This window comes from Allobosea sp. 01N443 (assembly GCF_056399325.1).
The window spans coordinates 16,407-38,616 of record NZ_JBFTRC010000030.1 but is presented as its reverse complement, the minus strand read 5'-3'; the positions used below and the strand labels follow the sequence as shown (position 1 = coordinate 38,616).

Here is a 22,210-nt window from a genome sequence, read left to right as displayed (position 1 = left end):
CTTCTGTTTCATGCTACAAGCGGTGCATTGGCGAGATCAACATCTTCCCGGATTTGATGGTCTGGCCGCCCCCAGGCCGACGAGCTGCCTACAGGAGATATTCATGACCGATCTGGCCGAGACAGGATCGCGGATTGGTCAGGAGCGGGCCAATCGGCTCGCCATCGACGGTGGTGTTCCGGTCCGGCGCGAGCCGCTGCCCTGGGAACTGCCTGGGGTCCACTGGATCGGCGAAGAAGAGCGCGAACTGGTCGATCGCGTCGTGCGCGCGCGCAGCCCATTCCGCTTCTACGGCCCCGATCCGCAGCATATGGTCGAGACCCTGGAGCGCGAATGGTGTGAAGCCTTCGGACATCGCCACGCGCTCGGGGTGTCGTCGGGGACGGCGGCTCTGACGATTGCGCTGTCGGCGCTTGGGGTCGGCCCGGGCGACGAGGTCTTCGTGCCCGGCTATCTCTGGGTGAGCTGCCTCTCGGCCGTGGTGCGGGTCGGCGCCATTCCCCGCCTGGTCGATATCGACGAGACCTTCTGCATCGATCCCGAAGATCTCCGGCGCAAGATCGGGCCCCAGAGCCGCGCGGTGCTGTGCGTGCATATGAGCGGAGCGCCAGGCCGCATCACCGAGATCGCGGAGATCTGTCGCGCCCATGGCCTGGGGCTGGTCGAGGATTGCGCCCAGGCGGCCGGCGCGCATGTCGGCGGGCTGGCGGTCGGGCGCTTCGGCGATATCGGCATCTTCAGCTTCCAACTGAACAAGAACATGACCTCTGGCGATGGCGGGATGATCGTCGCCGAAGATGATGCGCTGTTCCGGCGTATCGCGGCACTGCACGACCTCGGCTATCCCCGAAACGAGAAGGGCCGGCTCGACGCCTCCGACGAGGCCTGCCAGCTCTGGGGCATGGGCGCGCGCATGTCGGAGCTCGCGGGCGCGATGGCGCTGGCGCAGATGCGCAAATTGTCGCGCATCACCGGCGCGATGCGGGGCTCGAAATGGCGCATTCGCCAGCAGCTTGCGGATCTGCGCGGCATCAGCTTCCGCCATATCCCGGACCCGGCCGGAGATACCGGTCCGTTCCTGCTGATGCTGCTGCCCGATGCCGACCTGGCGCGACGCTTCGTCGATGCGCTGCGCGCCGAGGGAATCGCCGGGCCGCCCGGCAGCCTCGCCTGCATCACCATGCAGGAATGGGGCATGCATTGGTATTTCAACATTCCAAGTCTGGTCCAGCGTCGGTCCAACAGCCGGGACGGCTTCCCCTGGACACACCCCGCCAATGCCTTCGCCGAAGCCTATGATTACCGCGTTGGGGCGTTGCCGCGATGCGACGATTTCCATGCGCGCGGCGCCTTGCTCGCCATCGGCTCGACGCTGACCGAAGCCGACGAAAGCGACATCGTCACTGCATTCCGCAAGGTGGCGAACGGCCTGCTGCCCTGATGCGCGCCATTCCAGATCAACCAAGGCCGAGATGATGATCTATTTCATAGCCGCCATCGCAGGCATTGCCGGATTCCTGTTCGGCTTCGACGAGGGTGTCATCGCCGGCGCGCTGCATCTTCTGCGCGGCGAATTCGCGATCAGCCCGTTCGACGAGGGGCTGATGACCGCTGCCGTCCCGCTCGGCGCGCTGGGCGGGGCGCTGCTGGCCGGGCGCACCACCGAAACCTATGGCCGTCGTGCCCTGCTGCTGGTCGCCGCGGTGCTGTTTGCTGCGGGGGCGCTGTTCTCAGCCGCGGCTGGCGCGGTCTGGATGCTGACGGCGTCGCGTCTGCTGCTCGGGCTGGCCGTCGGCATCGCAGCGATGGTGGCGCCGCTCTACATTTCCGAGAGTGCGCCCGCCGAAAAGCGCGGCATGCTCGTCTCGATCTATCAGCTGGCGATCACGCTCGGCATTCTCGGGGCCTATGTCGTCGACTTCGCGTTCGCGGAGTCCTGGCGGCTGATGTTCCTGATGGGGGTCCTGCCGGCGCTCGCTCTGCTGATCGGCATGTATCGCATGGGCGACACGCCGCGCTGGCTCGCCCTTAAGGGCCGCACCGAAGAGGCGCGTCTGGCGATCGCGCGGATTCGCGACCTTGCGCCTCAGGATCCCGCGGTCGATGCCGAACTGGCGAGCATCCGGCAGGCGGTGCAGCAGCGGACGAGGCCCGGCACCTGGGCGGACTTGCTCAGCCCGTCGGTTCGCCCAGCGCTGGTGGTCGGCATGGGGTTGTTCTTCCTGCAGCAGCTCAGCGGCATCAATGCCGTGATCTATTATGCGCCGACGGTCTTCAAGGAATCGGGTTTCAACTCGACCTCGACCCAGATCTTGGCGACGGTCGGGATCGGCATCGTCAATGTCGCGATGACCTTCGTCGGAATGTATCTGATCGACCGGATCGGACGGCGTCGGCTGCTTTTCATCGGCTTTGCCGGAACGGCCCTCAGCCTCGGCATGATCGCCATCGCAGCGGCGACCGACGCGGAGGCGCTGGATATCCTCGCGACGATTGGCCTCGTGCTCYATGTCGCGGCCTTCGCAGCCAGCATCGGTCCCTTGCCCTGGGTGATGATGTCCGAGATCTTCCCGCTCAAGGTCCGAAGTCTCGGCATGAGTGTGGCTTCGCTCGCCAACTGGGCCTTCAACTTCCTGGTCGTGTTCTCCTTCCCCATGCTCGTCAGCAGCTTCGGTCTTGGCGGGGTTTTCGCGGTCTATGCGCTGGTCTGCGCGGCCGGGCTGGTCTTCACCTATCTGCTGGTCCCGGAGACCAATGGTGTCTCGCTCGAAGAGATCGAACGGCATCTGGAATCGGGGCGGCCGTTCCGGACGCTTGATGCGGCCCCGGTTCGGGTCGTGACGGCATGAGCCTCATGCCGCCGGTTCTCGACAGACAGCCGCAGGAGCACGTCGATGCAGCCGGAGGGGCTGCCTCCCAAGATGCGGAGCGGTTGATGGCCGCACTGATCGGGCTCAGTCCGTATCGCGCGGTCCTGCTTCCGCTTCTGACCGACATCACGCGGATTGCACGAGCCAACCGGCAGATCGGGGCGGCGCTCGTAGCGGTCGAGCAGCGCGCCGATTTCGCGCATACAGGGCGGTTGCGCCGCGCCGATCTCGGTCCTGACCGGACCGCGCTCTTCGGCTTCCTCGAATATATCCGCTTCGCCTCGCCGGATTTCTTGCGCTCAGTCGGGGAATGGCCCGTGGGAGGCCTGCGTGACCGAGGCTGAATTCTGCGATGTCGTGGTCGTCGGCACCGGGGCCGGCGGCGGCATTCTCGCCCACAAGCTCGCCAAATCCGGCTTGCGCACCATCTCGCTCGAGCATGGCGCAATGCTGCCGGAGGATCATTTCAAGACGACACTGCCGCCCGGCGTGACCAGGGATTTCGGCATCGATCCGAGTACGACCTGGCCCAGCGATCCGCATGACAGCCTCTTCGTCCACCCGCTCTTTGCCGATGGTACTGTTGGCTCGACGGCACGGCCGAAGGAGGGGTTCCGGCATTTCCAGGTCCTCGCCGTCAACGGACTGCAGAATCTCTGGAACGGCGTCAGCGTCCGGTTTTCGGCGGATGACTTCAAATCCTGGCCGTTCTCCTATGCCGATCTGGCCCCGCATTACGGCGCCGTCGAGCGCCTGATCGCCGTCTGCGGCACGAAGGAGGGCCTGCCGGACCTGCCGGACGGCGACTATCTGCCACCGAAGCCGTTGCGCCCGGCCGACCGGCTGGTCGTCAACGCGGTCAAGTCGCTGAACGACGCGCATTCCCATGCCATCCCGAACCGCAAGGCGATCAACACCCGGGCTGGAACCCCGACATCCTGCATCTCGACGGGGATGTGTACCTCGGGCTGCCCGGTCGGCGCGGTCTATAAATTCTCGACGCGGCTGCTGCCGCAGATCGTTGACCTGCCGAACTACGAGCTGCGGACCCAGGCAAAGGTGGTTCGCCTGCTCCGCGATGGCAGCAGCCGGCGGATCGATGGGGTCGAGTATCTCGACCTGGCGACCGGCGAGCGGCGGCTTCTGCGTGCCGGCGTCGTCGTGCTGGCCGCGGGAGCGCTCGAGACGCCGCGCATCCTGTTCAATTCGGCCGATGACGCCGATCCCGCCGGCCTCGGCAACCGGCATGGGCGCGTCGGGGCAGGGCTGCAGGACAATCCCAAGGTCGTGCTTTCCACCTCCCTGCTGAAGCTCTGGGGCAAGCGCCGCGATTACGACCTCGGCTATGGCGATCTGCTGATCCTGCTGTCGCAAGGCAAGCTTGCGAGTGGCGCGCCCTTCCCCTTCATCGGCCATGCCATCCACAGCGCGCCTGACGTGCCGCATTATCTGACCGCGATGCGCGGCTTTCCGCCCTTCCTGAAGGAACGGCTCGCGCGGATGATGTTCCACAGCTACGTCACGCTGGGCCTGTTCTGCCAGGGCGAGGCGACGCCTGGAAACCGGGTGCGTCCGGGCCGGAGCGTCGATGCCTATGGCGTCCCGCAGGTCGAGGTCGATTTCACCATTCCTGCAGCGAGCCATCAGATGATGGACGCGATGACGGTCTGGGGCAGGCGCGTGCTGCGGCGGGCCTCCGCCACGATGATCTACGCCAGCCGCGACAACAGCGGCACCGGCATCCATTATGCCGGCACCACGGCCATTGCGCAGGATCCGCGACGCGGCGTTGTCGATGCCGACCTGAAGAGCCATGACATCGACAACCTCTATATCTGCGATGGCGGGGTCATTCCTGAGCTCCCCGACAAACACTTGACGCTGACGATCATGGCGCTGGCCGACAGACTGGCTGGCCATCTGGTCAAGGTCGCGAAGCAGCAGCAGGTCACGGCGTGACGCCCGAGGTCGTGGCGAGAGAAATCGGGGACAGGAGCTGCTGCTCCTCCGATCAGAATGAGGCTGCGCGGTGAGTAGGAGGGATGCGCTTGCGCTCTGCTCATCTTGTGCGCAGCCTCAAACGGAATGTCGCCCGGGTTGATTCATGCTCCGCACGATCGCGCTATTTGTCTTGCTGGCCCTGGTGCCAGGACTTGCGTTCGCGTCCCAGTGTCCCGCTGAACGCCCGATGCCGCTCGTGCCGGCCGACGCTGCCCTTTGCGCCGCGCTCGACCGGGATATCCGAAGGCCCGGCGCCTTTCCTCTCGATGTCTACCAGGAAAAGCTCGGCCGCTATCTCGGCGCCTTCTGCCACCGCAACCTTGCCGCGGGCTGGCGCGTCGACAAGATGGTTCGCGATACCGGGCCGTTCACCGCGACGCTGCGCAACGACAAGACCAGCGGCAATTACCATGGCACCCATGCACCGGTGGTCATCTGGTACTCGCCGGAAATGTTCGGCTGGCTGAAGGCCAACCGGACGCAGGCCCATGAGGGGACAGCGGAGCCCCCCGTGCCTGACGGGGCGATGATGATCAAGGAGATGTTCCCGGCGCCTGCCGCATTGTGCCGCGATGTCGATCCGCTGCGGCTGCTGCCGACGAGCGGTGCGGCCGTGATGGTGCGCGACGCGAAGGCCTCGCATGACGGCTGGTTCTGGGGCTGGTTCGGATGGAGCGACTGGAAGCCCGATTGGCCGGCGGGGCCCGGCAACGGCTACCCGAACATGGGTTTCGGTCAGTACTGCGTGAACTGCCATGCCAGCGCCAAGGCCAATTCGACCTTCGCGGACCTGAAGAACATCAAGGGAGAGCCCGGGCGCCCACTGGTCTTCCTGAGCCAGAACGCCTTCACCGACCGTTCCGCCCAAGCTCATGACGACCTGTCCGCGATGCTCAACCACCTGCGCATCGTGCAGGAATCCGACGACATCACGCTGCTCGGCGCTCCGGCCCGCGAAAGCCCTGCGCCCGAGTTCACCACTTTCTACGGCATCCCGTTTCCGCATCCGACCGCAGACAAGGTGATGCGGATGCCATCCCAGACCTATGACGTGGTCTGGGCCAGTGCGAACCGGCGCGAGGCCCAGCAGCAGTTCCTGACCTCGGACCAGTGCCTCGGCTGCCACGATGCCGGGTCGACCGGGTTGCATTTCGACATGACGCTGCCGGGGCCGGACGGCCGCTTCCTCAATCTTTCGCCCTATGGCACCTGGAGTTCGTCGCCCATGGGCCTGGCCGGACGCGACCCGGTCTTCTTCGCCCAGCTCGCAAGCGAGACGGAGACCTTCCATCCCGAAGCCGCCGAGCTCGTGCAGGACACCTGCCTCGGCTGCCACGGCGTGATGGGGCAGCGGCAGTTCAAGATCGACGAGAGAGCAAGGGGCAAGGGCTGCTCGCCGTTCCCGCGTGCCGCCGTCGCTGCCGTGCCCTGGCCCGCCGGCCATTCCGGCCTGGAGGCCCGGCACGGTGCGCTCGCCCGCGACGGCGTATCCTGCACAACTTGTCACGCCATGGCGCTGAGCGAGGCCGAACGGAGCCGGGTCAAGGCGCAGCCGCAGAACAGTTGCGTCGAGGAGCGCCAGGAACGGCTCAACCCGGAGAATACCGGCTTCGCCAGGACCTTCACCGGCAGCTTCCTGATGGGCGCTATGACCGAGATGAAGGGGCCATTCGAGGGCCCCAAGGCGAAGCCGATGGAGAATGCACTCGGCATGACGCCGCTGCAAAACCCCGCCATCAAGAGCTCGGAGGTTTGTGGCAGCTGCCACACGGTTCACCTGCCGGTGCTCGACAAGGGCAAGGTCATCGGACACACCTACGAGCAGACGACCTATGCGGAATGGGCGTTCAGCGATTTCCGTACCGGCCAGTCGCCCGACGGAGCGCTGCCATTCGGCGCCGGCAAGAGCCCCGAAACCTGCCAGGGCTGTCACATGCCCAGCCGCGATGCGGACGGACACCCGTATCGCAGCAAGATTGCCAGCATCCAGGAATATTCAAACTTCCCTCAGGCGGAGCACACCTTGCCGCCCGAGGAGATCGACCTGCCCGTGCGCTCCGGCTTCGCCAGCCATGTGCTGGTCGGTTTGAACTCGTTCCTGATCAAGATGGCGCAGCAGTTCCCGGAGCTGATGGGAATCCGGACGCAAGATCCGATGTTGACGAAGAAAGGGGTCGATCCGCTGCTCTTCACCGAGAAGGCGATCGACCACCAGGCTGCGGAACGCACCGCCGCGATCGCCGTCGAAAGCGTCAGGATGACTGAATCGGCGCTGGAGGCGTCGGTACGTGTCACCAACAAAACTGGGCACAAATTCCCGAGCGGCGTCGGCTTCCGGCGCGCATTCATCGCGTTCAAGGTGCTCGACGCCGGCGGCAAGGCGATCTGGGCTTCGGGGCGCACTGACGCACTCGGCGTCATCACCGACGGGATGGGCGCGCCCGTCGCCGGCGAAGTCTGGTGGAATGCGGATTGCTCGGCCAGACTCGATCCGCTCGCGCATCAGCCGCATCGGGAGGTGATCACCCGGCAGGATCAGGTCCAGATCTATCAGGAGCTGGTTTCGAGCCCCCCGCTGTCCGGGCCGGCCCAGTGTGGCATCGGCTCCCAGCCCGCGGGGCAGTTGACCACGAGCTTCCTGTCGATCTGCTCGAATGTGAAGGACAATCGCCTGCTGCCGAGGGGCTATCTCGGGCGCGATGACCGGGTGAAGCTCGCGGCCTCCCTCGGCGCCGGCTCGGAACTGGCTGACGAGGCCGGACCTGTGCAGGTCGGTGACGATCCCGACTATCGGGAGGGTGGCGGCGACGCGACGCTCTATCGCATCGCCCTGTCGGAGATCGACGGTAAGCCAGCTGCCATCGAGGCGACGCTCTTCTACCAGGCGATGCCGCCGTTCTACCTTCAGGACCGTTTCTGCACCTCGAAGAGCGAGGATACCAAGCGGCTGCATTTCATGGCCGGGCGTCTCAACCTCGCGGGGTCCCGATCCGAGGGCTGGAAGCTGCGCACGGTGACGACAGGGGCCGTTACCATTGCGGGCGGTGCTCAGCGGCAAGATTGAATGAAGCGGATCGGCTGCGGCGTGCGCCAGCGGGGTCTCTCGCCGCGGAGTTGGTTACCCCACTATCGGTCAGGGCGAGAATGGCATCGCTGACCTTGCTCTCCGCAAACCCGGACGTCGGGTTCTGTGGGGCACGCGGCACGAAGCCGCGCGTCTTCGCACTTCAAGACCAAGGCTTCCGGCGCGGCGGGTTCGGCTGTCGATGGGATTGGCCGTTCGGCCTGCCCTGGAACCACGGCCCTGGTTGGGCATAGTCGCCGCCTCACGCTGGATCGGTCCAACGCGAGGCGGCGTAAGCTCAATGCCGCTCCCCGGATGATGGAGCGGTCGTCAGGTCTTACCAGCCACGCTGCTGCTTGATCATCTGCTTTTGCGCCTCCTTCTGGTGACGCCAGTAGTCCTTCTGCGCTTCCTGCTGCATTTGATAGTAATCGCGGATGCGCTCCTTCCGGGACGTCGTGTCCCGGTAACGCTGCCAGTCGTAGTGATTGTCGTGAACGTAATTGTCCTGATCGCCCAGGAAATCGATGATCCCGCGAAACATGTCGCCGGCTGGCAAGATATGCCGCTGCTCGCTCATGGCCTGAGAGGGAGCAGTGACCGGGGCCGCGTAAGCCGCAGCGGCAGCCATGCTCAGGGCAAGGACCAACGAAGTCCGGGCCAGCTTGTGGGAGAGGGTGCTCATGGGCTCGTCCTTGGAATGGCGCGGAAGGGTTCAGGCCTATTGGCCAGGCTGGCGTGTGAAGACATGCGGCAGTTCCGGAGACAGCCAGCGGAGTTCGGCGATGCTGCCGGAACCGTCGCGCTCGAACCGGATCTGGGTGAAGGGAACATCGCCGGCGATGGCCACGATCGGCTCATAGCCAGCTGTCGCCATGAGGCGCGCCGAAAACAGGTTCGGATCATCCTTGCTGGATACGAGCAGAGCGACCGCGTCGGTCTTTTCGAGAGTCATCTGCAGTTTTCCGTCGACGGCGGCGACCGTCGCCGTGCCGAGAACCGGAGAGACATAGCTCCCGACAAGTACGCCGGCAGAGGGAGCAAGCGGCCCTGGGATGAAGGCGGCCGCCTGTTTGCGCTGCAGCTCACGGTTTGTCCGCATGGCGGCGGCGGCGAGTGCGATGTTGTCGACCTCGGGATTGCCGAGAACCCGGTCGTAAAACCATTGCGCGAGCGCATCCGCCATGGCCGCATTGCCGAGATTGGTCAGGATCACGATGCCGGTCCTGCCATCTGGCAGGAAGCCGGCATGGGCGCCGAAGCCCGGGGTTCCGCCATTATGCCAGATCACGCGCCCGTTTGGCGTGGCGTTGACGACCCAGCCGACGGCATAGCTGACGCGCTCGCTCATCGCGACGCGCGGTGTCCAGGTGACATCGAGGTTCTCCTCGGAGACCAGGGCCTTCTCTCCGAAAYGCCCGCGCCCGAGCTGCAGGCGCAGCCATTGGGCCATATCCTTGACATTGGAGTTGAAGGCGCCAGCGGGGCCGTACGCATAGGGGAAGGCAGCGTGGAACGGGATTGCGACCGGGCGCTCGGCAAATCTGTGGCCGGTGGCATGGTCGGCGGTTTGCGTGATGGCTTCCAGGGTGGCCGTCGTCGATGACATGCCAAGGGGATCAAGCAGCGTCCGCTTCACCGACTCGTACCAGCTTGGCGAGCCGTTCACCTTCGCCAGCACCTCGCCGGCGACCATGTGCGGGATGTTGAGATAGCCGAACTGCGAGCGGAAGATGCCCGTCTGCGGCGCGACGCGCAGAGACTGGATCAGCGTCTGCTTGTCAAAGCCGAGAAGGGTCAGGTCGTCATTGACGTAAGGGGTGAGGCCGGAGCGCTGCGCGGCGAGGTCGAGGATGCGGAAATCGCGCGAGATCCATGGATCGGCCAACTGGAAGGTGGGTATATGATCGATGACGGGATCGGCCCATTTCAGCCGGCCGGCATCCACCGCCTGGGCGAGCGACGTCGCGAGGAACGCCTTGGTCGTCGAGCCGATCTGGAAAATGGTGTCGGGCGTGACGCGGTCGGCCTTGTCGATCGTCTTGACGCCGAAGCCCTTGCTGTAGATGAGCCGGTCGTCGAAGACGATGCCGATGGCCATGCCAGGAACCGAGAACTCCTTCATCCCGGCAGCAGCCTGTTTCTCGAGGCCGGGCAGGAGCGCCTGAAGGCTTTCGCCTGTGATTTCCGCCTTGGAAGGATGAACGGCAGCGAGCGTGAAGAGCGCCGCAGCGACAAGACTACCGCAGTGTTTCATGGTTATCCACTTTCGGACAAAGTGCATTGACACGTCATTTGGTGCCAATATTTGGCATAAATGCCATGGAGGCTGGGAAGCAGGGATTTGGTGGTTTGAATCTAATGCCATGATGCTGATTTTTGTAAGAATTCAGAAGATGGTATTCGATCGATGATCCGCTCAAGTGATGTCAAATCTTTAAGTTTCGCTTCACAAAGGCCGGAGGACGAAGGCGCATTCAGGAAATCAACGATGCCGGAACCTAGTGCGACCGTTGCGGCATCGCCGCGATAGCCGAGCGCGGCCAATTCACTCTCGACCAGTGCCCCGTCCGCATCGAGATAGCCCGTGCGCGCGACCAGATCCTGGGCCTGGCCGCCATGCGCCCTCAGAAGCAGGATGCGGCAGGCGGCGGCCCGAGCGTCGGGATCATGCACTGCCGCGCCGCTGAGAATGCCGCCGATGAGATTGGCCGGCAGGGTGGGCAGGTTCAGCGCCAGAAGGAACAGCCGCTGCGTGTAGGAGCAGGCGAGGGCACTCTGTGCGGTACGGCCATCGCTCAGCAATTGCCCGCTCATGCGGACCTGACGGTTGAACAGGTTCTCGCTGTAGCTGATCTGCAGGCGCTGCATGGCATCGGCGTGGATTGCCACTGTCCCGATGATCAGCCGGCCCGCCTCGACGCGAGACCAGGCCGGTGAGATCGCGAGATAGACGCCCTCCAGCCAATGCTCGCCGGGGCGCAGCCCACTTCGCCCGGCTACCGACGATTCGACTACGGTCAGGGCGGGGGGCGAGCCCGACCGTAGGCCTGCCTCGCTCCGCAGCGCCGAGAGCGCGGTTTCCGGCACGGCGAACTGGGTGCTGATCGCGTCGTGAAACTCATCGAAGGAGGACGAGGCGAGGAACGGAGCGGTCAGCATGCCGCCGAGCACCCGCGCCCAATCCTCATAAACGCTGGATGCGCGGGGCACGGCCTTGCCGCTGAGCCATTTATAGGCGTTCTGGGGCACGAACAGCGTCGTCCGATTGCTGGCCGCAAAGCGCGCGCAAAGTTCCTTGTGGGTCGAGCAGCCAAGCGCCAGTGACGTCAGCCTCAGCTTCAGGGCGAGGTGACGCGAGGCTGAGACAACCGGTGGCTGGCTATCCATGTCCGCCGGCCGTGTCGCGCTGCCATCCAGTCTGAATTGCTTCACCGCGCTCCCCAACGGTTGCTCTGGACGACAGGCCGAAACTGGCGACCAAGCTCCAAGAAGGCGACGCCTGTGCGCTGCCCGTCAGGAGGCCGGCCGCCGCGGTCCTTGGAAACGGTGGATCTATGATTGAAGCTAAGTTGAAATCGCGGGCGAGCACCATGACCGTGCATCTCAACTTGATGACCGTCCGTCCAAGGCCGCCGACAGCCCTCGCTCCGCCCGAACTTGCCGTCTACAACGATCGGAGCGGACTGATCGGTCGGGGGCGAGCCAATCTGGCTTGGAGGATGACGGTCATCCCGCCGGCAACGGCGATGCGGTCTTCAGGAAATCCACTCCCCTTGTGGCTTCGGCCCACGCTTTCAGCGCAGTCGGAACCTAGAGAAATGGAACAGGGTGTTCGGGAGCCAGTTTGGCGGCGATGAGAGCGACCGTCGCATCGGCAAGATTGGGAGCGCGTCCACTCCAATCCTCGACAGAGGCGCGGGTGAAGGTGACCGCCACGGCAATGGTTATACGCCCGATTCTCGAGCGCTCCTGCGGTAAGGTTCCGACGGCAGAGGCGTAGCCACCGAAAAGAGGGGTTTGAAACACCCAGTCGCCGCGCAGCATGGCGCCGAGCCCATAGTTGAAGCGCTTTGTCAGACTATGGCAGGTTGGGCAGCCTTCGAGCGGCACACCGAAGCCGATCAGGCGTGGCTCTATCATCTGCTTCAGCGATTGCGCGGAGAGAAAGCCAGCGCTTCCGACGATCGTGTCGAAGCTGCGGGCCATGTCGTCAATCGTCGTGACCTGGATCGCACCGGCAGGCAACGTCCATGACGGATTCCAGTAGGTCGCGTCCTCCCACACGCCGCGCTCTGCCGTGAAGGCGTGGATGGCGGGTTCTGGGATCGTCGCGTTGTCGAATCCGAAGGTGCCGCCAAGTTTGAGTGGTGTCAGGATGTACTCGTCCATCAGGCGATGCATCGGCTTGCCCGTGGCCGCCTCGAGAACCTGCCCGAGAATGACGTACCCGCTATGGGAATAGTCCCAGTTTTCTCCGGGGGCAAAGCGCCTCGCCTGGGACAGGCTTACCGCGATGAGATCCTGCGGCTTCCACGTCCTGAAGGGATCCTCGATGAATGGCTTCACGAATTTTTCGTCATTGGCGACATGATCGGGATACCCGGCCGTCATGTTCGCCAGCATACGGATGGTCGCCTTGCCTGAGGCGGGCAGATCAGGGAGCCAGCGCGAGATGGGCATGTCGAGATCGACGATGCCTTCCTCCGCGAGTCTCAAGGCAAGCGCTGCAATATATGTGAGGGCCACGGCCCCGTTGCGGAAACGCCCATCTATCTTCGCCGGCACGCCGGTCATCGCTTCGCCAAGCGCGAGGCTCGTCACGTCCTTGCCGTCGATGCGCACCTGCAAGAGAAGCGAATTCAGGTGGTGCTTTTCGAACTGCGCAGAAGCGATTGAGCGGATCTCTTCCAGGCTCCTTAGGTCGAGTTCCTGCGCCTGCGCGATTGGCCATGATGCGCCGACGCAGCCCATGAATATGACAGCGAGCCTAGCCGCAAAGAACATTTGGCGCCCCAAAAGCTGAGGGTTGCGAAGGCAATGGTCGCGAGAAGGACGTCGCCAGGATCATCGCCGAACGGATATCGCGGAGCTGACGATGGCGAGCTTTGGGGCATGCCGCAGTCGCTACGGGCGTGGGACAAGGGGAAACTTCGATTGAAACTAAGGGGATATCGTTGCCAGGCACCATGACCGTACATCCCAACTTGATGACCGCGCGTCCGGGATCGCCGCCTGTTCCTGCGCCCGAGCGGCCTTACCCCTGCAGCGATCGGAACCGGACTGATCGGGTGGAGGTGCCGAGAGTTGGGATGGGCTCTGAATGCACGAAGCCGACCTGATCTGCCTCTTGAAACGTCCTCGGTGCACCGGCCAAATCGGCCGGCCTGCGTGCATGCTGGAGTAAGGGCTCTCCAAGGTCGATCTCGACACGTTCGGCGAGGCTGCCTGGAATGCAGCCAGTGAGGCGAAGCCGAAGTTCTGCTTCGGAAGGCCCTCGTTTGCGTCGCAAGCCGTCGCTGCCTAACCTCCGTGGCCGAGCGTTTGCCGTGTGGGCTCGCTGATCCAGTCAGGGATGCCGAATGCCGCGCCGGAGAGCCCGTTCAATGTCACCTCAGTGCGTCCTCCTCCTGATGATCGGCCTTGTTGCCTCATCAGGCTCAGCGCTTGCGGAGAGCGGCGATGTCTCAGGCGTGGTCAACGTCGACGGCAGCCGCAAGATGTACCTCGGATGTCGTGGCATGGGGGCTCCTGCCGTCGTCATCGTGGCAGGCGCGAGAGCCTCCGCCGCTGATTGGACCCAGTCCGAGCCAGGCAAGGTGAACGTCTTTTCCGCAGTGGCGGGGTTCACGCGGGTCTGCGCCTACGACCGGCCGGGAACTCCGGTCGGCGAAGCGCCGAGCCGCACCGACCCGGTCTCGCAGCCGGTCACCGCGCGGGCAGCAGTCGCCGATCTGCATGCGCTGGTGACCGCTGCCGGCATCGCGACGCCTTTCGTGGTCGTCGGGCATTCCTATGGCGGCCTCGTTAGCCGGCTCTATGCGATGACCTATCCCGACGAGGTGAATGGGATGGTGCTCGTCGATGCCTTGTCAGAGGGGCTTCGGGCAGCGCAGGCCCCTCGTGAATGGGCGATCCAACGCGTGCTGCTCGATGGCGACCTGACTGAAGCCCTCAAAGTCTATCCGGCGATCGAGCGAGTCGATGCGAATCTCAGCTTCGATCGACTGCTCGCTGCCGAGCCGCTCCGACCGATGCCTTTGACCGTGCTGAGCGCGGATCACCCCTGGGGACCGCTCGTCCCGGGGCTTATCGCCGATGGCCGGCTGCCTGCCGACATTCCTTCCGATTTCGGCTACGTCACCGACAGGGCGCAGAGGGAGGCGCAGGCAAAGCTCGCTGCACTCGTGCCGGGCGCCAGGCATGTCACGAACACCGACAGCGGCCACGAGATCCACAAGGAACGGCCGCAGCTCGTGATCGACGCCATCCGCGACGTTGTCGACGCCGCGCGTGACGGCAAGGCCAGCCGGGCGCCGTAACGCCAGCATGCGCCGCCGCGTTTCATGGGAACTTCGCTGAAGGCCTACACGCGAGAGACTGCACGTCGCGAACCCGACGAGAGTGTGCCAAGGATCGGCCGGTAAGGTCGACAGAGGGGAAGCTCAATCTGGATAGCAGCACGAGAGGTCGTGATAGGGTTCGGTTCTCGTTGAAAAAATAATGCAATTCGGCTAGGGCTGCGGCGCACGGAGTCGTCTTGATGAATGAGCGTTCGCTTCCCCGCCAGACATCGCGGAAGCCCAGCAATCTCCATACCGCTCTCGCGAAGCGAATTCTGGCCTGCGCCGCCGAGAAGCAGTGGTCGGCCGGCTTCCACCTGCGGGAGGCCGAGATTGCCCGAGCTTTCGAGGTTTCACGTACTCCGGTGCGGGCCGCGCTCGGCCTGCTGGCGGAGCAGGGCGCAGTCGAAGCGCGCGCGAACCAGGGCTTTTTTCTTGCGCGGGACGGCAAGGATCTCGAGGCCGCAGAGCGCTCCCTGCCGAGCGCGCGCGACGAGGACATCATTCATGCCATCCTGCGGGATCGCGAGGCTGGCCGCCTGCCCGAGAACCTCATCGAAACCGACCTCCTGCAGACCTATCAGATCGGCCGGAGCGCGCTCGGCAAGGTTCTGCTGCGGCTTGCGGAGGATGGGCTGATCAAGCGGCGCCGCGGTCACGGCTGGAGCTTCGTACCGTCGCTCGCTTCGCCTGAGGCGCGGGAGGAAAGCTATCGCTTCCGCATGATGATCGAATGCATGGGGCTGTGCGAGCCGAGCTTTCGGGTCAACAAGCCGGCCTTTGCCCGAAGCCGGGCAGCGCATGATGCTTTCATCGCCGATCTCGACCATACGCCGTCCGCAGAGCGCTTCTTCGAGGTCAATGCCGGCTTTCACGGCATGCTCGCCGCCTGCTCCGGCAATCGCTTCGTCGTCCAGGCGATGGAGGCGCAGAACTCCCTGCGGCGCCTGACCGAGTACGCCGATTACGGCGGCCTCGATCGGGAGGCGTTGCTGCGATCCTGCCGGGAACACCTGGCGATCTTGGATGCGCTCGAGCAGGGCGACACGAACTGGGCGGCGACCCTGATGCGCCAGCATCTGACGCGCGCGCCGCGCTGAGCCGGTCTTTCCTTCCCCGCGGCTGAGCCGAAGGCGTCACGCCTTTGCATTCGTGAGATTCGGTTGGCCCGAGCGCGGCCATCATGCTTGCTTGACATTGTATTATTTTTGCAAAAAGATCAAAACAACATCCAGCGTTCCCGAGGTTCAATCTTGCTCGCTTCTGCCGCCACCCGCCCGAATGACCTCGATGCCCATTGGATGCCGTTCACGGCCAATCGGCGTTTCAAGAGTGATCCGCGCCTCTTCGTCGGAGCCGAGGGCAATTATTACCTGACGGCTGACGGGCGCCGGATCCTCGACGGCATGGCGGGACTCTGGTGCGTGAATGCCGGACATGGCCATCCGCGGATCAAGGAGGCGATCAAGGCCCAGGTCGACAGGCTCGACTACGTCTCCTGTTTCCAGATGGGGCATCCCGACGCCTTCACGCTGGCGAGTCGCATCGCCAACATGATGCCGAAGGGGCTCGACCATGTCTTCTTCTCCAATTCGGGCTCGGAAGCGGTCGACACCGCGCTCAAGATCGCGCTGGCCTATCACCGCCAGCGCGGCGAGGCAGGGCGTACCCGCCTGATCGGCCGGGCGCGCGGCTATCACGGCATGGGCTTCGGCGGGCTCTCGGTCGCCGGCATCAGCCGGCATCGCCGCGATTTCGGGCCCCTCCTGCCGGGTGTCGCCCATCTCCCGCACACGCTGGACCTGGCCAGGAATGCCTTCTCGCGAGGCGAGCCCGATCACGGCGCTGATCTCGCCGAGGATCTCGAGCGGCTCGTGCAGATCCATGATGCGTCAACGATCGCGGCTGTCATCGTCGAACCGGTTGCGGGCTCGACCGGCGTGCTGCCGCCGCCCTAGGGCTATCTCAGGCGCCTGCGCGAGATCTGCGACAAGCACGRCATCCTGCTGATCTTCGACGAAGTGATCTCGGGCTTCGGGCGGCTCGGCGCCTCCTGCGCCGCCGAAGCCTTCGGCGTCATTCCCGACATGATCACCTGCGCCAAGGGGCTGACCAATGGCGCCGTGCCGATGGGGGCGACCATTGTCGGGCCGCATATTTACGAGGCCTTCATGACCGGGCCGGAAGGCAGCATCGAGCTCTTCCACGGCTATACATATTCGGGGCACCCGCTCGCCTGCGCCGCGGGCCTGGCCACCCTGCAGGTCTATGAAGAGGAAGGGCTGTTCGAACGCGCGCGGYGGATCGCGCGCCACTGGGAGGATGCGGCGCATGCCCTGAAGGGCGCGCCGCACGTCATCGATATCCGCACTATCGGTCTCGTGGCCGCGATCGAGTTTGAACCGCGGCCTGGCGGAGCGGGGCAGCGCAGTTCGGAATGCGCCGAGGCTTGTTTCCAGGACGGTGTCCTCGTCCGCGCCGGCGCCGACCTGCTGGTGCTGTCGCCGCCGCTGACGATCGAACCCGACGAGATCGACCGCCTCTTCGCCAGCATCCGCAAGGCGCTCGCAACCATCGCCTGATCCGGCCCATCCCCGTTTGAAGAGGTTGCGCGACGTGAGCGCCTATCCCGAGATTACCCTGCATATCGGCGGCGCGGCTCGCGCGGGCTCCGGCGCCCAGATCGAGATCCATGATCCTGCGTCCGGCGACATCCTGGCCACGGCGCGCCTGGCATCGGCAGCCGATCTCGACGACGCGCTGAAGGCTGCCGAGGCGGGCTTTTCTGCCTGGCGCGCGGTCTCGGTCTTCGAACGCTGCCGTATCCTGCGTCGCGTCGGCGAATTGCTGCGGGCGCGTCAGGACGCCATTGGCGAGGTGATGACGCGTGAGCAGGGCAAGCCTCTCGCCGAGGCGCGCGGCGAGGTGGCCGCATCTGCCGAGGTCTTCGACTGGTATGCGGAGGAAGGGCGACGCGCCTATGGTCGGGTCGTTCCAAGCCGCACGGCCGGCGCCCGGATGATCGTGGTGCGGGAGCCGATCGGCCCCGTTGCCGCCTTCGCGCCCTGGAATTTTCCGGCGCTGACGCCGGCGCGCAAGATCGCCGGTGCGCTGGGTGCCGGCTGTTCGATCATCATCAAGCCGTCGGAAGAAACCCCGGCGACCTGCCTTGCCCTGGTCGAGGCCTGCGTCGAGGCGGGCGTGCCGGCGGGCGCGATCAACCTCGTCCTGGGAGATCCGCCAACGGTCTCGCGGCATCTCGTCGGCTCAGCAGTGATCCGAAAGGTCTMGTTCACCGGTTCCACGGCGGGTGGGCGTGCGGTTGCAGCCCTGGCCGCCCAGGGGCCCAAGCGCGCGACACTGGAACTCGGCGGCCACGCCCCCGTCCTGGTGTTCGATGATGTCGATGTCGAGGCGGTGGCTGCGCTCGGCGCCCAGCGAAAATTCCGCAATGCCGGCCAGGTCTGCGTCGCGCCGACACGGTTCTATGTCCACGAGGCGGTGCATGATCGCTTCGTCACCGCCTTCGCCTTGGCCGCCCAGCGGATCAAGGTCGGCAATGGCCTCGACCAGGGCATCGGCATGGGGCCGCTTGCCAATGCCAGGCGGTTGGAAGCGGTGCATGGATTGATCGAGGATGCCCAGCGCCATGGCGCCAGGCTTGTCTGCGGCGGTGAGCGCATCGGCAATCGTGGCTTCTTCTACGCGCCGACCGTTCTCGCCGATGTGCCGGAGGCTGCGGCGATCATGAGCGAGGAGCCCTTCGGACCGGTGGCTCCGATCGCCCGCTTCCGCKATCTGGACGAGGTCATCAGTCGTGCCAACGGCCTGCCGGTCGGGCTCGCCGCCTACGCATTCACAGGCTCCTGCTTACGGGCCCTGGCGCTCGGCGAACGGATCGAGGCCGGGATGGTCGGCATCAACCGCTTCGAGATCGCTGCGGCGGAAACCCCATTCGGCGGGGTCAAGGACAGCGGCGACGGCCGCGAGGGCGGCACCGAGGGGCTCGACGCCTATCTTGTCACCAAGACGATCAGCCAAGCCTGAGACGACCGGAGAAAGACGACCTATGACGCGCAACGGACATGGCGAGAAGCTCTCCTATTACCAGCTCGGACGGACGGCGATCTTTGCCTGCCAGGCCGACCAGCGCTTCTCCTATTGCTGCTATATTCCCGAGGGCTATGAGGAGAACGGCACGAAGCGCTATCCGCTGGCCGTTCTGATCCATGGCAGCACCCGCACGGTCGACAGCCTGCGCGACCAGTTCATCGATTTCGCCGAAGCCAACCAATGCGTCGTCCTGGTGCCGCTCTTTCCCTGCGGGATCGGGGAGCCGGGTGACACGCATAACTACAAGCGCATCCTCTATCGCGGCATCCGTTACGACCTCCTGGTCCTGGCGATGATCGAGGAGATCGGCGAACTCTATCGCCTCGACGCCGAGAAGGTGCTGATGCACGGCTTCTCCGGCGGCGGGCAGTTCGTGCACCGCTTCTTCTATCTGCACCCGGAGCGACTGCTGGGGGTTTCGATCGGCGCTCCCGGCGTCGTGACGCTGCCGAACCCGGACAAGCCGTGGTGGCTCGGGACAGGCGATCTGAAGAGCATCTTCGGACGTGAACTTGATCTGTCCGAGATGCGGAAGGTCGCGGTCCAGATGGTCATCGGCGGCGATGACATCGAGACCTGGGACGTCACCGTCGCTCCCAGTTCCTCGAACTGGATGGAGGGCATCAACGAGACCGGCGTGACGCGGGTCGATCGCCTGCGCTCGCTGGAGCGCGCCTTCCTGAGCCTCGATATCCCGGTGCGCTTCGATGTCGTGCCCGGCGTCGAGCATATCGGACATCTCGTGCACCCCCCGGTGAAGGAGTTCTTCGCCAGCGCGCTTGCCCAACGGCAAAACCTCTAGCGGGGGCAGGGCGCGGCGATCTGCCAGCCATTTGGGCGGTGACACCGGAAAACCGGGCGCCGCTCGTGAACGAAAGGGAGAGATCATGAAGGTTGCATGGCTTGCGGCCCTGGCCGCGCTCGCCTGCCCGATGCAGGCGCTCGCTCAGGTCCCGAAGCAGGGTGGCGAGCTGCGCATCGCGCTCTCCACCGATATCACGAGCAGCGAGCCGGGTGTTCGGCGCAGCGGCGACAGCGACACCATCCTCCATCATGTGCTCGAGGCTCTGGTCGCCTATCGCGAAGACCTGACCATCGCGCCGTTGCTGGCCGAGTCCTACACGGTCGGCGATGGCGGCCGCAGCTACAGCTTCACCCTGCGCGACGGCATCACCTTCCATAACGGTGCGCCGATGTCCTCGGCGGACGTGAAATGGAGCTGGGACCGAATGCTGGACCCGGCGACGAAATGGCAGTGCCGGGGTTGGTATGACGGTTCGCAGGACGCGAAGATCGAGGCGATCGAGACGCCCGATGCCCGCACGGTGGTCTTCAGGCTCGCCGCGCCGTCGGCGCTCTTCCTGCACTATGTCGCCAATGTCCAATGCCTGACCGGCATCCTGCACAAGGATTCGGTCGGGCCGAACGGCGAGTGGCGTCAGCCGGTCGGCACGGGCCCCTTCACCTTCGCCGAGTGGCGCAAGAACTCGTTCATCCTCCTCAAGAAATTTGCCGGCTACCGACCGCGTTCCGAGCCGATGAGCGGCTATGCCGGCGCGCGCCTCGCCCATGTCGATCAGGTGCGCTGGATGGTGGTGCCCGACGATGCCACGCGCAGGACGGCCTTGCGGGCAGGCCAGATCGACTGGATCGTCACCGATGTTTCGGATGTGGTCGAGCTGAGGGCGGCCAAGGGCGTCAGGGTCTCGACCGCACAGGGGCTGAGCTGGAACGTGCTGCTCGTCCAGACACGCGATCCGCTCTTCGCCGATATTCGCGTCAGACGCGCGCTAGCCCATGCTATCGATCTCAAGACGCTGGTGGAAACCAGGACGGACGGGCTCGGCAAGCCCAATCCCTCGGCCATCCCGGACTCGAGTTCGGCCCACACGGCCGTCCACGGCAAGGGTTATGCCTACGACCCCGATCTCGCCCGCAGGCTGCTGAAGGAGGCCGGATATGACGGGCGGCCGATCAAGCTGCAGACGTCGCAGAAGCTCGCCCATCTCTACGATACCGCCATCATTCTCCAGTCGATGCTCAAGCAGGCGGGCTTCAATGTCGATCTCGAGGTGCTGGAATGGGCAACCCAGCTCGACCGCTACAGCAAGGGCAATTTCCAGCTTCAGTCCTTCCGCTTCACGGCACGGCTCGAACCTTCGCTGAACTACAAGACGATCGTCGGCTCCAAGGATGTCGATCCTGACAACCAGTGGGAGGACCCGCATGCGATCGCGCTGCTGTCCTCGTCGACGGCGGAGCTCGATCCCGGCCGACGCCAGGCGATCTTCGACGAACTGCACCTGCGCATGATCGACCAGGCACCGATCGTCAGCCTCTACAACACCCCCCTCGTCGAAGCCTCGAGCGACCGCGTCGACGGCATCGGCGTCACCGGCTTCGGCAAGATGCGCGCCTGGGGCGTGTGGATCACCCGTTAGCAGGAGCAAGCCAATGACGACCTCGCCCTTTCCCTTCGTCTCCATCTCCGGTGCCCCGCGCGAGCGCGGCCGGCAATATGGCGAGGCCGCCAGGGAGCGCGTGCGCCGGAGCGTCGGGCTCTATGGCGACCAGCTCGCGGAGTTCGGCTACTCGGCCGCGGCCCAGTCCGAACTGATCACGGCGTTCGCGGGCGAGATCGAGGCCTTCGGAGCCCATTACATCGAGGAGATGCGCGGGATAGCCGAAGGGGCTGGCGTCACGCTCGAAGACATCGTGATAGTCAATGCCAGGACCGAGGTCATCGCCAAGGCCCGCATCGAACGGAGCAGGCCGCAGCGGGAACAAGACGAAGCCGATGATGGCTGCACCGGTCTCGTGGTCATGCCGGAGCGCAGCCTGTCGGGGCGGCTGATCCACGCCCAGAACTGGGACTGGCGCGCCGAATGCGCGGAGACGGCGATCGTGCTGCGGGTGCGCCCCGATAACGGCCCGGATTTCCTGACCTTCGTCGAGGCCGGGGGGCTTGCCCGTTCCGGCATGAATGCGGCTGGGCTCGCCATCACCGCCAATTATCTCGACAGCGACCGCGACTATCGCCAGCAGGGGGTGCCGCTTGCCTTGATCCGCCGCAAGGTGCTCGAGCAATCCCATCTCGCTTTCGCGATCAGGGCCGTCGCGACGACGCAGAAGACCTGCTCGAACAACATGATCCTGTCGAGCGCAGAGGGGTTTGCGGTCAATTACGAATGCGCCCCGGACGAGGCTTTCGCGATCTATCCGAGCGACGGGCTGATCGTGCACGCCAATCACTGGGTCAGTCCCATTGCGCTCGGCAAGCTCAGGGATACCGGTCTCATCAACGTGCCGGACAGCGTCTACCGCGACTGGCGTGTGCGCCGATTGCTGGATCAGAGCGGTGGCACCCTGTCCGCCGCCGAGGTTAAGGCTGCGCTCTTCGACGATTTCGCCACGCCCTACAGCGTCTGCCGGCCACCGCGGCCCGGCCTGCGCGACGCTCACCTCTCGGCGACCGTCGCGATGGTGGTGATGGAGCCGGCGAGCGGCGTGATGGAGGTGGCTGCTCTTCCCGCCCTCGATCGCCGCTTCACCCAATACAGCCTCGCCGACGAGCCGAAGATGCTCGCGGCCTGACATTT

15 protein-coding genes and 1 pseudogene are annotated in these 22,210 nt (G+C 65.0%); 12 read left to right on the top strand and 4 right to left on the bottom strand.

The features are described 5' to 3' along the window. Positions 1-103: 103 nt before the first annotated feature. From AC1DRP_RS10890 to AC1DRP_RS10870, 5 genes are all read left to right on the top strand, one after another. Positions 104-1,441, top strand: coding sequence for a DegT/DnrJ/EryC1/StrS family aminotransferase (locus AC1DRP_RS10890; RefSeq protein ID WP_441504466.1), 1,338 nt, complete (start codon positions 104-106; stop codon positions 1,439-1,441). Between the two features lie 34 nt (positions 1,442-1,475). Next, positions 1,476-2,849 (top strand): sugar porter family MFS transporter, encoded by a 1,374-nt coding sequence (locus AC1DRP_RS10885; protein WP_476768482.1) that lies wholly within the window; start codon positions 1,476-1,478, stop codon positions 2,847-2,849. Positions 2,850-2,935: 86 nt separating this feature from the next. After that, positions 2,936-3,214, top strand: coding sequence for a hypothetical protein (locus AC1DRP_RS10880; RefSeq protein ID WP_441504468.1), 279 nt, complete (start codon positions 2,936-2,938; stop codon positions 3,212-3,214). Next, complete coding sequence (locus tag AC1DRP_RS10875) at positions 3,201-4,829, top strand: GMC oxidoreductase (protein ID WP_441504469.1); 1,629 nt, start codon at positions 3,201-3,203, stop codon at positions 4,827-4,829. Before AC1DRP_RS10880 ends, AC1DRP_RS10875 begins: the two co-directional genes overlap by 14 nt. Before the next feature lie 229 nt (positions 4,830-5,058). Next, positions 5,059-7,935: a hypothetical protein gene (locus AC1DRP_RS10870; RefSeq protein WP_476768481.1), complete on the top strand. Its 2,877-nt coding sequence runs from the start codon at positions 5,059-5,061 to the stop codon at positions 7,933-7,935. A 337-nt stretch (positions 7,936-8,272) separates the two neighbouring features. Here AC1DRP_RS10870 and AC1DRP_RS10865 read toward each other — a convergent pair whose 3' ends face one another. From AC1DRP_RS10865 to AC1DRP_RS10850, 4 genes are all read right to left on the bottom strand, one after another. Next, positions 8,273-8,620: a hypothetical protein gene (locus AC1DRP_RS10865; RefSeq protein ID WP_441504471.1), complete on the bottom strand. Its 348-nt coding sequence runs from the start codon at positions 8,618-8,620 to the stop codon at positions 8,273-8,275. A 36-nt stretch (positions 8,621-8,656) separates the two neighbouring features. Next, positions 8,657-10,192 (bottom strand): serine hydrolase, encoded by a 1,536-nt coding sequence (locus AC1DRP_RS10860; protein ID WP_476768480.1) that lies wholly within the window; start codon positions 10,190-10,192, stop codon positions 8,657-8,659. A 101-nt stretch (positions 10,193-10,293) separates the two neighbouring features. Further along, positions 10,294-11,370 (bottom strand): hypothetical protein, encoded by a 1,077-nt coding sequence (locus AC1DRP_RS10855; protein WP_476768479.1) that lies wholly within the window; start codon positions 11,368-11,370, stop codon positions 10,294-10,296. Positions 11,371-11,748: 378 nt separating this feature from the next. After that, positions 11,749-12,942: a serine hydrolase domain-containing protein gene (locus tag AC1DRP_RS10850; protein ID WP_476768478.1), complete on the bottom strand. Its 1,194-nt coding sequence runs from the start codon at positions 12,940-12,942 to the stop codon at positions 11,749-11,751. Positions 12,943-13,541: 599 nt separating this feature from the next. On the opposite strand from AC1DRP_RS10850, the gene AC1DRP_RS10845 reads away from it, so the two are divergent. The 7 genes and pseudogenes from AC1DRP_RS10845 to AC1DRP_RS10815 all read left to right on the top strand — a co-directional run bounded on the left by AC1DRP_RS10845 (position 13,542) and on the right by AC1DRP_RS10815 (position 22,205). Next, a complete protein-coding gene (locus AC1DRP_RS10845) occupies positions 13,542-14,477 on the top strand; it encodes an alpha/beta fold hydrolase (RefSeq protein ID WP_476768477.1) in 936 nt (311 codons plus the stop codon). Between the two features lie 221 nt (positions 14,478-14,698). After that, the gene (locus AC1DRP_RS10840) at positions 14,699-15,598 is read left to right on the top strand and encodes a GntR family transcriptional regulator (RefSeq protein ID WP_476768476.1); all 900 of its coding nucleotides are present in this window, start codon (positions 14,699-14,701) and stop codon (positions 15,596-15,598) included. Between the two features lie 201 nt (positions 15,599-15,799). After that, positions 15,800-17,080, top strand: a pseudogene (aptA, locus tag AC1DRP_RS10835) (omega-aminotransferase AptA). A gap of 34 nt (positions 17,081-17,114) precedes the next feature. Beyond that, entirely contained in the window at positions 17,115-18,545 is a 1,431-nt protein-coding gene (locus AC1DRP_RS10830; protein WP_476768475.1) for an NAD-dependent succinate-semialdehyde dehydrogenase, read from the top strand. Positions 18,546-18,567: 22 nt separating this feature from the next. After that, the gene (locus tag AC1DRP_RS10825; RefSeq protein ID WP_441504478.1) at positions 18,568-19,413 is read left to right on the top strand and encodes an alpha/beta hydrolase family protein; all 846 of its coding nucleotides are present in this window, start codon (positions 18,568-18,570) and stop codon (positions 19,411-19,413) included. 85 nt (positions 19,414-19,498) lie between these two features. After that, complete coding sequence (locus AC1DRP_RS10820; RefSeq protein WP_476768474.1) at positions 19,499-21,052, top strand: ABC transporter substrate-binding protein; 1,554 nt, start codon at positions 19,499-19,501, stop codon at positions 21,050-21,052. A gap of 13 nt (positions 21,053-21,065) precedes the next feature. After that, positions 21,066-22,205, top strand: a complete 1,140-nt coding sequence (locus tag AC1DRP_RS10815; protein WP_441504480.1) for a C45 family autoproteolytic acyltransferase/hydolase — start codon at positions 21,066-21,068, stop codon at positions 22,203-22,205. The last annotated feature ends 5 nt before the right edge of the window (positions 22,206-22,210 follow it).